Origin of the sequence: Sphingomonas montana, assembly GCF_001956315.1 — a bacterium.
In the GTDB taxonomy this organism is placed as follows: Bacteria; Pseudomonadota; Alphaproteobacteria; order Sphingomonadales; family Sphingomonadaceae; genus Sphingomonas_R; species Sphingomonas_R montana.
Genome location: NZ_MOLY01000046.1, coordinates 164898 through 177513, shown reverse-complemented (window position 1 = coordinate 177513; position 12616 = coordinate 164898). Strand labels below are relative to the sequence as shown.

Sequence of the window (12616 nt, the reverse complement as noted above, 5' to 3'; positions counted from 1 at the left end):
GGAATTAGGCAAATCGTGCGAAACTTTTCGGGCAGGTCAGTGACAATCTCGCGCAAGATGATGCGCAAGCAGCACGCCGTAGCGCCCTACGCCCAGCCCCTGCCGCGCCGCGCGCTGCGGCATCAGCACGCCCGGCTTGCCGTTCCCCTCGATCAGGACGGGGCCGTCGGGCGCGAAACCCACGTCCCATCCGACCATCGCATAATCGCCGAACGCGCCGCCATGCGCCGCCGCGACCAGCGCCCGCGCCGCCGCCCAGTCGGGCAGGCACAGCCCGGGGATCGTCGCGCCCGTCACCGGATGCGTCCGGAAATCGCCCCCGCCATAGCCCTTGCACGCAATGCCCAGGGTCCCGTCCGCAAGATCGATCGGACTGAGCAGCCCGCCCGCCTTCATGTTATCGACCACGGCGGCGGGGTCGGACGGAACGCGCAGCACCGCGCTCACCAGTTCCGGCACGCCCTGTTCGTCCAGGATCGTCGTCATCCGCGCGGTCGGCAACGCACCCAGCGCGAACGGGACGAGCGTCGGGTGCGGCACGATCCGGTGCTGCACCAGCCAGCCATGCCGCCGCCTGCCGAACCGCGCGGCCACCCAGCCGGCCAGTGCCACCGGATCGTCGGGCGCGCCGTCGACCCGCGCCACGCCGGCACCGCCCTCGCCCCGCGCCGGTTTCAGCAGCAACGCCTGTCCGGCCGGCGATGCCAGCACGTCGACATGACCATCCACGATCGTCGCGACCACGGCCGGGTGCCGCAACCCATGCGCCGCGCACCGCCGGTAGAAGGCGATCTTGTCGGCCAGTACGCATTCGCGGCCCCAGGCGCGCGGATTGATATGGCGGTTCAGGTCGGCATCCTCGAACCGCCGGATATAGCCGTCCAGCTGTGCGGCATCGTCGATGCGGAACAGCGCGATGTCGTTCGGGTCGGCGAACGCGGCATGCGCGATCGCGGTGGTCCGCACCCGCCATGCCGCATCCATCGCGTACTTGCCCTGCACGGCGCGCGCGCGGAACGGGATCCACGCGTGAAAGCCGATCCCCGTCACCGCGTCCAGCGCCGCGCGCAACGGCCCCCGCGCCCGCTGCCGCCGCGCATAATGATCGGCCAGGAACCGCCCCGAAACCGGCGCGCGGACCCCGGGGTACAGCGCGAACAGCTTCTTGGCGCGATACCAGAGTTCGGTGGTCGACAGCATGGCACCCGCTTTGCCCCGCCATGTTACGCCGTGATGGCAGGACCGGCACGCCACTGTCACACCCGCGCCCTATCGGGCGGCATGCGGATCGCGATCTACGTCCACGACATGCGCGCCAGCGGCGTCGTCCGCGCGATGATCGCGCTGGCCCGCTTCCTGGCCGAACAGGGCGACGACGCGGTCCTGATCGCGGGATCGGCGGCCGGGCATTTCACCGCAGCCGATGTCGCACCCGCGCGGTTCGTCGCGGCGACCGCTGGTGCATCGGTATCACAGGCGGGCGTCGTCCCCGCGCTGCGCCGCTCGATCCGCGCGGTGGCGCCCGAAATGGTGCTGTCGGGTGGCAATCACGGCCATGTCAGCCTGTGGGCGGCCAGCCGCGGGCTCGGCATCCCGCTCGTGCTCGTCTTCAGCAACCCCATGGAGCGCGCGGGCCAACCGCTGCGCAACCGCTGGCGGCTGGTCAAGAGCCGCGTCCTGATCGCGGCCGCCGCGCGGGCGATCGTGGTCGGGCGCAACCTGGCGGACGATCGCGCCTTCGCGCCCGGCATCGCGGCCGGCCGGGTCGTCCTGATCCGCAACGGCATCCCGCGCCGCGGTCAGGGCCGGTCGCCGGTGCCGGACGCAATGATGGGCGTGGAACCGACCGTGCTGGCGATCGGCCGGCTTCACCACCAGAAGAATTTCGAAGGGCTGATCGATGCCGTCGCCCATGCCAACCGCGTCCGCCCGCTGCGGTTGGTCATCCTCGGCAGTGGCGATCCGGCGTATCGCGACACCCTGCACGCGCGGGCGCGGGACCATGGCATCGCCGATCGCGTCCTGTTCGCCGGCGTGACGGACGATGTCTATGCGTGGCTGCACGCCGCCCGCCTGTTCGCCATCGCGTCCTGGTGGGAAGGATCGTCGATCGCGTTGCTCGAGGCGTTGGACGCCGGCCTGCCGATCGTCGCCAGCACGACAGCCGGCGATGCCGTCGAAATCCTGGACGACGGCCGCTACGGCACGTTGGCCGCCCCCGACGATCCCGCCGCCTTCGCCGCGGCCCTCCTCGCCCAGGCCGGCGATGATCCGATCCTGCCGGGCGACCGCATCCGGCGTTATGACCAGACCGGCATGATGACGGCCTACCGCGACGTACTGATCGCCGCGGCGGGCGGCTAGGCCACTTCAGACCCAGACCGCCTATCCCGAGCGAAATCGAGGGGCCTGTCGAGCGCAGCCGAGACGGCCAACAGCACCCCTTGGCTACGCTCGGCTTGAACGGGTGTCGCAGTGGTTCGATCTGCAATCACCGCTCTCTTAAATCTCCACCGCGAACGCCGTCGCCTCGCCCCCGCCGATGCACAGCGCCGCCACCCCCTTCGTCAGCCCGCGCGCGGTGAGCGCGGCGACCAGCGTCGCGATGATGCGCGCGCCGGATGCACCGATCGGATGGCCCAGCGCGGTCGCCCCGCCATTCACGTTCAGCCGGTCCGCCGCGATGCCCAGGTCGCGCGCCGCGATCATCGCGACGACCGCGAACGCCTCGTTCACCTCGAACAGGTCGACATCGTCCACCGACCAGCCGGCCTTGGCCAGCACCTTGCGGATCGCATCAACCGGCGCAGTCGTGAACAGCGCGGGGGCATGGGCGTGTGCGGCATGCGCCACCACCCGCGCCGCGATGGGCAGGCCGAGCGCCGCCGCCACGCTGGCCCGCGTCATCACCAGCGCCGCCGCACCGTCCGAGATCGACGATGCATTGGCCGCGGTGATCGTCCCGTCCTTCGTGAACGCGGGCTTCAGCGTCGGAATCTTGTCCGGCTTCGCATTGCCCGGCTGTTCGTCCTGCGCCACGACCTCTGTGCCGCGGCGCCCCTTGACCTCTACGGCCACGATCTCACCCGCAAACGCGCCGTCGGCAATGGCGGCGGTCGCCCGGTCCAGCGAGCGCAGCGCATAGGCATCCTGTTCGGCGCGCGTGAACTGATAGGCCTGCGCGCTGTCCTCCGCGAAATGCCCCATCAGCTTGCCCGGATCATAGGCATCCTCCAGCCCGTCCAGATACATCGAATCCTGCACCGCCTGATGGCCGATCCGCGCGCCGCCGCGCATCTTCTGCAACAGATAGGGTGCGTTCGACATGCTCTCCATCCCGCCCGCGACCACGATGTCGGCGGACCCGGCGGCCAGCGTGTCGTGCGCCAGGATCGCCGCCTGCATGCCCGACCCGCACATCTTGTTGACGGTCACCGCCTCGACCGAATCCGGTAGACCCGCTCCCAGCGCTGCCTGCCGCGCGGGTGCCTGGCCCAGCCCGGCGGGCAGGACGCACCCCATCATGATCTGGTCGATCCGCGCCGGATCGACGCCCGCGCGCGCCACCGCAGCCCGCACCGCGGCGGCCCCCAGCTCGGTCGCCTTCACCGACGACAGCGCCCCCTGAAACCCGCCCATCGGCGTCCGGGCATAGCTGACGATCACGACGGGGTCGTTGGCAGGCATATCGGCATCCTCACTTTGTTTCGGCCGATATAAGGTCAAAGCGCGCATTTTCTAAGCTGAGCGCGAGTTGGTATTGCTGAGCTAAACCAATCGTCATCCCGGACTTGATCCGGGATCCAGAGTCGCGGGCGCTGCGCGTGAGACCCTGGATCCCGGATCAAGTCCGGGATGACGACGGTGATAGCCAGAGCTGATCGAAACCGGCGCTAATACCCCCGCGCCACGCCGTCACGCCGCGGATCGGCCCCGCCCTCATACCCGCCGGGCCGGCGCCGGACGATGTGGACGCCGCTATTCTCCCGGTCGTCGGGCCGCAGCACGATGCCGCGCGCCGCCAGGCCCGCCACCGTGGACGGTGCGAACAGCGCGGTATCGCCGGAGAACCGATCGCCCCGCGCCACCAGGTTGGGCAGCGCCGCCGCTGCCTGCGCACCCAGTTTCCAGTCGAGCAACCCGACGATCGCCTTCAGATTATACGCCTGGATCGCCGGACCACCCGGCGATCCGGCGGCGGCCACGAACGCGCGCTGCCGGTCCAGGATGATGGTCGGCGCCATCGACGATCGCGGCCGCTTGCCCCCGGCCACCGCATTGGCGGCGGGCCGGCCGTCCTTGCCCATCGGCGCGAAGCTGAAATCGGTCAGCTGGTTGTTCAGGAAGAACCCGCCCACCATCCGGCCCGATCCGAAGATGCTTTCGACCGTCGTGGTCATCGACACCACGTCGCCCTGCGCGTCGACGATCACGAAATGGGTGGTGCCGCCCGGCTCCACCGTCGCATCGACGCCGGGTGCCGGGGCGGCGTGCGGCGTGCCGTGATCGGGCGCCGGGCCGGCGACCGTCCCGATCAACGCGGCGCGTTTCGCCAGATAGTCCGGTGCCAGCAGCCCGGCGACCGGCACCGCCACGAACGCGGGATCGCCCACGAAATAGTCGCGGTCGGCATAGGCCAGCCGGCTCGCCTGCGCGATCTGGAACCAGCCCAGCGGATCGGCCGGGTCCCGCGCACCGATATCGGTGGTCACCACGATGCCCAGCGCCTCCTGCAACCCGATCCCGCCGGACTGGGTGGCCGACGTGCAGACGATATGCACGCGGTACGGCCGGCACAGCGCCGCCGTCCGTCGCGGGCGATAGGATTTGAGGTCCGCCAGCGTCATCGCCCCTGGCCGCGCGCCCTCATGCGTGCGGGCCACGATGGCCGCGGCGATCGGCCCTTCGAGCAGGCCGGCCGCACCCTCCGCCGCAATCCGGCGCAGCGTCGCGGCATAGGCCGGGTTGCGCAGCGTATCGCCGGCGGCATAGCGGGTCCCGTCCGGCTTGGTGAAATAGGCGACGGCATCCGGTGTCCCGGCCTGCGGTGCGCGGCCGGCTATGGCGGCCCCCATCCGTGGCGGCACGACGAAACCGTCCGTCGCCAGCCGCGCGGCGCGCGCGAACAGCGTGGGCCATGGCCGCCTGCCATGATCGGCATGCGCCATGGCCAGCATCGCGATCGCGCCGGGCACGCCGGTCGATCGGCCGGACAGGACCGCGGACACGAATGGTTCGGGGCGGCCGTCGGCTTCGCTGAACAGCGCGGGCGTGGCGGCGGCCGGCGCGGTTTCGCGGCCGTCATAGGCGGTGACGACGCGGGTTCGGGCGTCGTAATGGACCAGGAACGCGCCCCCGCCGATACCGGAACTTTGCGGTTCGACCAGCCCCAGCACGGCCTGCACCGCGACCGCCGCATCGACCGCGCTGCCGCCGGCGCGCAACACCTCCAGCCCCGCATCGACCGCCATCGGGTTCGCGGCGGCCACCATGGCATGGGGCGCCAGGCTGGCGTCGCGGGAAGCCGCGCCGACGGGCGCGACCGGCGCGGGGGCCGGGGCCGGCAGGTCGCCGGCGCAGGCGGTGAGCAGGAACGCCGCGAGCGGCAGGGCTTTCAGGATCATGCCGCCACGATAGGCCCGCGCGACAAAAGGTCCACCGCATTGCAGCACGCTGGAACCGAACCGGCCCGTCCCGCGCTCTTGCGCCACAGCTATGGAGGACAGGCGCATGATCGGTAAAATCATCGGAGCATTGGTGGGCCGCGAGATCGACCGGGGCGATGGCAGCGGTGGCGCGAAGGGTGCGCTGCTCGGCATGGCCGCGGCAGGCGGGCTGCGCCGGCTCGGCCCGCTCGGCATGCTGCTCGGCGGCGGTTATGTCGCCAAGAAGGCATATGACCGGCGCAAGGCGTCGCGCGGCCCACGCGGCTACTGATCCCGTCACGGCCCAGGGGCCGTCGTCGGAATGACCCAGGGACCGGCGCGCACTGGCGTTCCGGTCCCTTTTTATTGAACCACAGGGGTCACTGCGCCCCCTGCCATAAACGGATCGCATCGATCGGCGCCACCAGCATCAGGACGTTGAGCGTGAGATTGTCGCGGATCGTGACCAGCGTCAGCAGTTCGAACCCGATCGCCAGCGCGACCGTCACCATCACCGGTAACCGTCCCGCGATCAGGAAACCTGCTGCCATCCAGCCGATGTCCGCGACCGAGTTCAGCACGCTGTCGCCCGTATAGCCCAGCGCCATCGTCGCCGTCCGGTAGCGATCGATCACCGCAGGCGAGTTCTCCAGCAGTTCCCAGCCCGCCTCGATCACGACTGCCAGCGTCAGGCGGACGCTGCCCGGCCGGCGGCGGAGCAGCCAGTGACCGATCGCGTAGAACAGGAAACCGTGGATGACATGACTGGGCGTGTACCAGTCCGCGACATGCTGGCTGTTGCCGGCATCGAGCGCGGGATGCCACAGGTCGATCGTCCCGCAGGTACAGATTGGCGGCCGCCCCATCGCCAGCAGGCCGGCCGCCGCCGCGCCGACGATGGCCAGGATGACGAGAATTGGGCCGATCTGCGGACGGCTGTTCGGGTCGCTGTTCGGACGGATGTTCTGATGGGACATGCCGCATCATGCCGGACCCGACGCCACGCGGCCAGTCGCCGCCCCGACGCTATCTGCCTCCCCCGGCAATCGCCGATTGACGGGAGGGCCGTGCCCACGCCAAGGATGCGGCCATGCACGATCCGAACGATACGCCTGCCCTGCCGCAGCGGCGCCGTCCGCACGAAATCGAGCATCAGCGCCGCGGGCTGTTGTTCGTGCTGTCGTCCCCGTCGGGCGCGGGCAAGTCCACCATCGCGCGCATGCTGCTGGACGCGGACGAATCGATCGCGATGTCGGTCTCGGCCACCACCCGGCCGATGCGCCCGGGCGAGGTCGAGGGCCGCGACTATCATTTCGTCGATACGCCCGAATTCAAGCGGATGGTCGCGGACGGCGAATTCTACGAATGGGCGCACGTTTTCGACCATCGGTACGGCACGCCCAAGGCGCAGGTCCGCGGCATCCTGGACCGCGGGCGCGACGTGCTGTTCGACATCGACTGGCAGGGCGCGCAGCAGCTGTTTCAGCAGGCGGGCGGCGATGTCGTGCGCGTCTTCATCCTGCCGCCCTCGGTCGAGGAACTGAACCGCCGGCTGGCCGCCCGCGGCACCGACAGCGCGGAAGTCGTCGCCAGCCGCATGGCCCGCGCCGCCAGTGAGATCAGCCACTGGGACGGCTATGACTATGTCCTCATCAACGACGACGTCGAACGCTGCTTCGCCCAGGTCCGCCTGATCCTGCGCGCCGAACGCCTGAAACGCAGCCGCCAGACTGGCCTGATCGGCTTCGCCCGCGGCTTGATGGGCGGCGGGTAGGCTGCGGGGCAGCCGCCTGCGATAGCAGATATTTGAACGTCTGACGTACCAAGTCCGCGCACCACACTCGTCATCCCGGACTTGATCCGGGATCCAGGGTCACACGGGCTGCGCTGAATCAACAAAATCCCGACTCCGGAACATGCCGACTTTGGATGGACCCGCGCCCGACCCCGTTCGGTTCGAGCCTGTCGAGAACCCTGCGCAAAGTTCTCGACAGGCTCGAACCGAACGGAAGGAATCTACGCGCCAACCATCACCATCACCGGGCAGCCTACCCCTCCCGACCAGAACATCGCATGTGCCACTCAGTCATCCCGACACTCCACAACATTCAGCCCGACCGCACCGATCCCCAACTCGCCCGCCGCCACCCGAGCCGCGGCACGCATCCCCGCCTGGTGTCCCGCCTGCCAGCGGCGTTCGATGGTCGGCCCGGAAAAATCGAGCGCCTTGCCGGCCACCTCCGCCCCCTGTTCGGTATAGGCCAGCCGCAGCAGCGACAGCCGCACGTCGTCGCGCCCGGCGTGGGCCGCCTGCCACCGCGCGATCGTCCTGCGGGATTGCGCCGCGAACAGCAGGTCCTGCATCCGGCTCGCCGCCTCGCCCAGCGTGGCCGGCACCGGCCCGCAGAGCGGCAGCAGGTCGACCGCGATGCATAACGTCGCCCGCGGCGGCGGATCGGCGAGTACGGGATCGAGCGGCAGGTTCGCCGACAGCCCGCCATCGACCAGCCAGCGCCCGTCGACCGCGACCGGCGGAAACGCGATCGGCAGGGCGGCACTCGCCCGGACATGGTCCGGTTCGATCCTGCGGTCCCGGCTGTCGAACACCACGTCGTCGCCGGTCTGCACGTCCACCGCCGTCGCGGTGTACCGGCATGGCCCGGCGTTCAACCGATCGAAATCGACCATCCGGGCCAGCGTGTCGGCCAACTGGTTCGTTTCGAATATCGCCGGCCGGTCGTCGGTCCACGGTGCGAGCGACGACAGCAGCGGACCGAAGATGCCCGATCGCCCCGCCATCGCCGTCCATCCCACCGCGCCCGTCCGCCGGCCCGTCTCCATCGCGGGCGACAGCCAGGGCAGCGTAAGCGCCTCGACCGGAAACGCCCCCGGCCGCCAGAAGGCGCGCAGCGTCTCGACCCGGCGTTCCGGCGGCGACCCGACGATCAGCGCGCCGTTGATCGCGCCGATCGACGCGCCGATCACCCAGTCCGGGTGCAACCCCGCCGCATGCAGAGCCTCGTAGACGCCCGCCTCATACGCCCCCAGTGCGTTGCCACCGCTCAGCACCAGCACGACGTCGAAATCGCGCGCGCCCGCGGCGTCGCCGCCCCGCTCGCTCATCGCCCCGCGCCCCGCCTGCGCCGACCGAGCACGACCGCCGCACCCGCGCCCAGCACGCCCAGGACCAGCAACGGCGACGGCACTTTCTGGATCTGCAAGGCAATGCTCGACTTCCGCGCGAAGACGTCCCGGCTGCCGCGCAACGCATCGGCGCGGGGCTGATCCAGATTGTCGCGGCGTGCCGGGTCACCGGCATCACCCGGCTTCTGCTGCGCGCGGGTTCCACCGGCCTCCATCACGAAATCGCTCAGCCGCGGCGCCACCTGCGCCATCAACGACGCCAGCAGTCCGCCGCCGCCCGCATAAAGTGTCCGGCGCGGATGCGCGCAGGCGAACAGCACCGCGTCGGCCACGACCTGCGGCGCGTAGAGCGGCTGCGGCAGGCGCGGCGGCTGGTCCATGAAATTGCGCGCATGTTCCGGGAACGGCGTGTCGATCGCCCCGGGCTTGACCAGCGTGACCGAGATGCCCGCCCCCGCCGTCTCCAGTTCCATGCGCAACGTGTCGGTCAGCGCCTGCACCGCATGCTTGGTCGCGCAGTAAGGGCCTTGCTGGACGATCGACCGGTCGCCCAGGATCGACCCGACATTGATGATCGCGCCGCCGCGCGTCCGCAGATGGCGCGCGGCGACCAGCGATCCGTGCAGGACACCGAAATAATTGACGTCGAACACCCGGCGGTGATCGGCCACCGGCACCTGCTCCAGCGTCCCGTACGTGCCCGTCCCGGCGTTGTTGATCCAGCTGTCGAAACCGCCGAACGCGTCGATCGCGGTCGTGGCGACGCGCTCGACCGCTTCCGCGTCGCTGACGTCGGCGACGCAGATTGTGATCCGCCCGCCGTCGGCCGCCAACCGTGCCCGCAGGGCATCCAGCGCCGCGGCGTTGCGGGCGACCGCGACGACCGCCGCGCCGCGCGCCACGGCGGCCTCCGTGATGGCCAGCCCGTTCCCGCTCGTCGCGCCGGTCACCACCAGCACCTGCTCGCGCAATGGCTTCAATGTCGTCGTCATGTCCTGTGTCCTTCCGCTTGACCGCTTCGTCTGCGCGAATGGCTCCTCATCGCCCGAGCGGAGAGGCGGCATAATCCGCGAGCAGCGCGGCGACATCGTCATAGAGCGCCACCGCCCCCGCCTGTTCCAGCACCGCATCGTCGAACCCGCCCGATCGCACGCCGACCGCCGCAATCCCGCATTTGCCGGCGGCTTCGATATCATAGGGCGTGTCGCCGACGACGATCACCGCCCCGGCACCGATTCCAGGCAGCTTCGCCAAAGCGGTCGCGAAGATGTCCGGCGCGGGCTTCGTCTTCTCGACATCGTCGCTGCTGGTCGTCGCGGAGACAAGGTCGGCCGCGTTCAGCAACCCGACATAATGTTCCAGTTCAGCGGCGGACGCCGACGATGCCAGCACGACCTGCTGACTCAGTCCATGGGCATGCGCCAGCAGGTCGTGCGCCCCCGCGAACGGCTTGGCCGCGTCCAGATATTTCGCCTTGAAGATTTCCCCATGCCGCTCGCCCAGCGCCGTCTGCTCCGCCTCATCCATGGCGGGCAACAGGGCCGGGACAAGCATGTCCGCGCCCTTGCCGATCTGGTCGTGCACGACCTGCCGATCGAAGGTCGCGCCCACTTCGCCGAACGCCTCCTCCCACGCCAGTACGTGCATGTCGTTGCTGTCGACCAGCGTTCCATCGATATCGAACAATATTGCCTTGATCTGCATTAGTCTTCCCGACGCTGACGGCACCGTGAGGCCGATGATCCGATGCAATCCGAACGCACGACGGCCATATCTATCCCGACGAGTGCAGATTTCGGCGATATTAAATGCGGCCTTGAAGACGAGAATGACGGCCCGTCTCAATTTTTTGTCCAATGAATCGCAAACTCATTCACATAGGTTTAGCGATGCGACCTTTACGCAGGCCGACCGTTCATCGCCCAGTAAACGCACCGTGACGGTGACGCCCCGCAATATCTGGAGAATGAATATGCGTGCACTGGTCTGGCATGGAAAAGGTGATGTCCGCGTCGATACGGTCGCCGATCCGGAAATCAAGCATCCGCGCGATGCGATCATCAAGGTGACCGCCTGCGCCATCTGCGGCTCCGATCTTCACTTGCTCGATGGATATCAGCCGACGATGGAGGCCGGAGATATTCTCGGTCACGAGAATATGGGCGTCGTCGTGGCGCTCGGGTCGGAAGTGACCAACCTGAAGATTGGCGACCGCGTCGTCGTGCCGTTCACGATCAGTTGCGGCGATTGCTTCTTCTGTCGCAAGGGGCTGTTCTCGGCCTGCGAGCGGACCAATCCGAACGCCGAAATGGCGATCAAGGCGATGGGCCATTCTCCGGCCGGCCTGTTCGGGTTCAGCCACATGCTCGGCGGCTATTGCGGCGGACAGGCCGAGTATCTGCGCGTGCCCATGGCCGATATCGGCCCCATCAAGGTGCCGGACAACGTCACCGACGACCAGGCGCTGTTCCTGTCGGACATTTTCCCGACCGGCTATATGGCCGCCGAGAATGCAAACATCGAAGAGGGCGATACCGTCGCGATCTGGGGCTGCGGTCCGGTCGGGCAGTTCGCGATCCGCTCCGCGCTGATGCTGGGTGCAGGCCGCGTGATCGCGATCGACGAAGTGCCCGAACGGCTTGCGATGGCCGAGGCCGGCGGTGCCGAGACGATCAACTTCGCGGAGGTCGACAGCGTCTATGACGAGCTGCAGTTCCGCACCAAGGGTCGCGGGCCGGACAGCTGCATCGACTCCGTGGGTGCGGAGGCATCGGGCCACGGCTCGATCGACGCGGTGATCGACAAGGTGAAGGCCGCGGCCTTCCTCGCGACCGACCGCGTCCACGTGCTGCGGGAAGCGATCATGAGCTGCCGGATGGGCGGTACAGTGTCGATCCCCGGCGTCTATGTCGGCATGGGCGACAAGATTCCGATCGGTGCGATGATGAACAAGGGGCTGACCATCAAGACCGGCCAGACCCACGTCCAGGCCTACACCAAGCCGCTGCTGGCACGGATCGAGGCGGGCGACATCGACCCGAGCTTCGTCATCACCCACCCGGCCAGCCTCGAAGACGCGCCGGAGATGTACAAGAAGTTCCGCGACAAGGAAGACGGCGTCATCAAGGTCGTGCTGCGCCCGTAACCACACTGACCGATGGCGATGCCGAATCCCGCACCCGCATCGCCATCCCAGCCGTTCCGTTCATACCGCAACAGCCGCAGGAGCGCTCAATGTCCGACACCGTCCCCACGCCGGTTCCCGGCAATCCGGCCAGCAAGGGTGCGCCCGACGGCGTCTCTGGCGCGCCGGGCAGCACCGATGGGCCGGGCGTCCACGGCCGGTCGCCGCAAGGCGAAAGCGGCGGCGCCGCCTATCCCAATCCGCACACCGGCAACGGCGATCCGAAAAGCGAGTTCTTCTCCGACACCGGCCAGACGCCGAACGACTATTTCGGCAGCGGTCAGGCCGGCGATGAAGGCGGCAGTGCCCCGAACGGTGTGGCCGGATCGAACGAGGATCGCGACACTGCCGATCGCCCGGTCCCGGTTCCCGCCCCGGTCCGCTCGGAACGGCAGGCGACCGCACCCGGCACCACGTTCGCGGTCGTCGAGACATCCGGGATCGCGGAAGCCGAAACACAGGGCAAGATCGGCACGGACGCGCCCTATGAGGAAGAGCAGAAGCAACCCGGTTCCGGTTGAACGCTCCGGGTTCACCCGCTTACCCGGTCCGTTTGGTTCGAGCCTGTCGAGAACGCCGCGCAGAGTTCTTGAAGGCCGACCCGAACGGAACCAGGCGCAGAGGAATTTGAAGCCACCACGGC

12 protein-coding genes are annotated in these 12616 nt (G+C 68.9%); 5 read left to right on the top strand and 7 right to left on the bottom strand.

All coding sequences use genetic code 11. The features are described 5' to 3' along the window. Positions 1-36: 36 nt before the first annotated feature. Positions 37-1200, bottom strand: a complete 1164-nt coding sequence (locus tag BKY59_RS15925; RefSeq protein ID WP_076073127.1) for a sugar-transfer associated ATP-grasp domain-containing protein — start codon at positions 1198-1200, stop codon at positions 37-39. Between the two features lie 81 nt (positions 1201-1281). On the opposite strand from BKY59_RS15925, the gene BKY59_RS15920 reads away from it, so the two are divergent. Next, complete coding sequence (locus BKY59_RS15920; protein WP_076073126.1) at positions 1282-2364, top strand: glycosyltransferase; 1083 nt, start codon at positions 1282-1284, stop codon at positions 2362-2364. Positions 2365-2502: 138 nt separating this feature from the next. On the opposite strand, the gene BKY59_RS15915 is transcribed toward BKY59_RS15920, so the two are convergent. Together BKY59_RS15915 and BKY59_RS15910 are read right to left on the bottom strand one after the other, a co-directional pair. After that, positions 2503-3687, bottom strand: coding sequence for an acetyl-CoA C-acyltransferase (locus BKY59_RS15915; RefSeq protein WP_076073125.1), 1185 nt, complete (start codon positions 3685-3687; stop codon positions 2503-2505). A gap of 206 nt (positions 3688-3893) precedes the next feature. Next, entirely contained in the window at positions 3894-5624 is a 1731-nt protein-coding gene (locus tag BKY59_RS15910) for a gamma-glutamyltransferase (RefSeq protein ID WP_076073324.1), read from the bottom strand. Positions 5625-5730: 106 nt separating this feature from the next. Here BKY59_RS15910 and BKY59_RS15905 point away from each other — a divergent pair, with 106 nt between their 5' ends. Next, a complete protein-coding gene (locus BKY59_RS15905; protein ID WP_076073323.1) occupies positions 5731-5937 on the top strand; it encodes a hypothetical protein in 207 nt (68 codons plus the stop codon). 88 nt (positions 5938-6025) lie between these two features. Here BKY59_RS15905 and BKY59_RS15900 read toward each other — a convergent pair whose 3' ends face one another. Then, complete coding sequence (locus tag BKY59_RS15900; RefSeq protein WP_076073124.1) at positions 6026-6622, bottom strand: DUF2585 domain-containing protein; 597 nt, start codon at positions 6620-6622, stop codon at positions 6026-6028. 113 nt (positions 6623-6735) lie between these two features. On the opposite strand from BKY59_RS15900, the gene gmk reads away from it, so the two are divergent. Next, positions 6736-7419, top strand: coding sequence for a guanylate kinase (gmk, locus tag BKY59_RS15895; protein WP_083672199.1), 684 nt, complete (start codon positions 6736-6738; stop codon positions 7417-7419). A gap of 308 nt (positions 7420-7727) precedes the next feature. On the opposite strand, the gene BKY59_RS15890 is transcribed toward gmk, so the two are convergent. The 3 genes from BKY59_RS15890 to BKY59_RS15880 are packed head-to-tail and all read right to left on the bottom strand — an operon-like array spanning position 7728 to position 10493. Next, positions 7728-8768 (bottom strand): patatin-like phospholipase family protein, encoded by a 1041-nt coding sequence (locus tag BKY59_RS15890; protein ID WP_076073123.1) that lies wholly within the window; start codon positions 8766-8768, stop codon positions 7728-7730. After that, positions 8765-9781 (bottom strand): SDR family oxidoreductase, encoded by a 1017-nt coding sequence (locus BKY59_RS15885; RefSeq protein ID WP_076073122.1) that lies wholly within the window; start codon positions 9779-9781, stop codon positions 8765-8767. Before BKY59_RS15885 ends, BKY59_RS15890 begins: the two co-directional genes overlap by 4 nt. Positions 9782-9827: 46 nt before the next feature. Continuing rightward, positions 9828-10493 carry an HAD family hydrolase gene (locus BKY59_RS15880; RefSeq protein WP_076073121.1) on the bottom strand — a complete coding sequence of 222 codons (666 nt, stop codon included), beginning with the start codon at positions 10491-10493 and terminating at the stop codon, positions 9828-9830. Positions 10494-10761: 268 nt separating this feature from the next. On the opposite strand from BKY59_RS15880, the gene BKY59_RS15875 reads away from it, so the two are divergent. Further along, positions 10762-11934, top strand: coding sequence for a zinc-dependent alcohol dehydrogenase (locus tag BKY59_RS15875; RefSeq protein WP_076073321.1), 1173 nt, complete (start codon positions 10762-10764; stop codon positions 11932-11934). Between the two features lie 89 nt (positions 11935-12023). Further along, the gene (locus BKY59_RS15870) at positions 12024-12494 is read left to right on the top strand and encodes a hypothetical protein (RefSeq protein WP_076073120.1); all 471 of its coding nucleotides are present in this window, start codon (positions 12024-12026) and stop codon (positions 12492-12494) included. Positions 12495-12616 lie beyond the last annotated feature (122 nt).

Bases quoted from the DNA above. Each gene is read 5' to 3' on its own strand.
- BKY59_RS15925 (WP_076073127.1), bottom strand. From the start codon at position 1,200: ATGCTGTCGACCACCGAACTCTGGTATCGCGCCAAGAAGCTGTTCGCG.
- BKY59_RS15920 (WP_076073126.1), top strand. From the start codon at position 1,282: ATGCGGATCGCGATCTACGTCCACGACATGCGCGCCAGCGGCGTCGTC.
- BKY59_RS15915 (WP_076073125.1), bottom strand. From the start codon at position 3,687: ATGCCTGCCAACGACCCCGTCGTGATCGTCAGCTATGCCCGGACGCCG.
- BKY59_RS15910 (WP_076073324.1), bottom strand. From the start codon at position 5,624: ATGATCCTGAAAGCCCTGCCGCTCGCGGCGTTCCTGCTCACCGCCTGC.
- BKY59_RS15905 (WP_076073323.1), top strand. From the start codon at position 5,731: ATGATCGGTAAAATCATCGGAGCATTGGTGGGCCGCGAGATCGACCGG.
- BKY59_RS15900 (WP_076073124.1), bottom strand. From the start codon at position 6,622: ATGTCCCATCAGAACATCCGTCCGAACAGCGACCCGAACAGCCGTCCG.
- gmk (WP_083672199.1), top strand. From the start codon at position 6,736: ATGCACGATCCGAACGATACGCCTGCCCTGCCGCAGCGGCGCCGTCCG.
- BKY59_RS15890 (WP_076073123.1), bottom strand. From the start codon at position 8,768: ATGAGCGAGCGGGGCGGCGACGCCGCGGGCGCGCGCGATTTCGACGTC.
- BKY59_RS15885 (WP_076073122.1), bottom strand. From the start codon at position 9,781: ATGACGACGACATTGAAGCCATTGCGCGAGCAGGTGCTGGTGGTGACC.
- BKY59_RS15880 (WP_076073121.1), bottom strand. From the start codon at position 10,493: ATGCAGATCAAGGCAATATTGTTCGATATCGATGGAACGCTGGTCGAC.
- BKY59_RS15875 (WP_076073321.1), top strand. From the start codon at position 10,762: ATGCGTGCACTGGTCTGGCATGGAAAAGGTGATGTCCGCGTCGATACG.
- BKY59_RS15870 (WP_076073120.1), top strand. From the start codon at position 12,024: ATGTCCGACACCGTCCCCACGCCGGTTCCCGGCAATCCGGCCAGCAAG.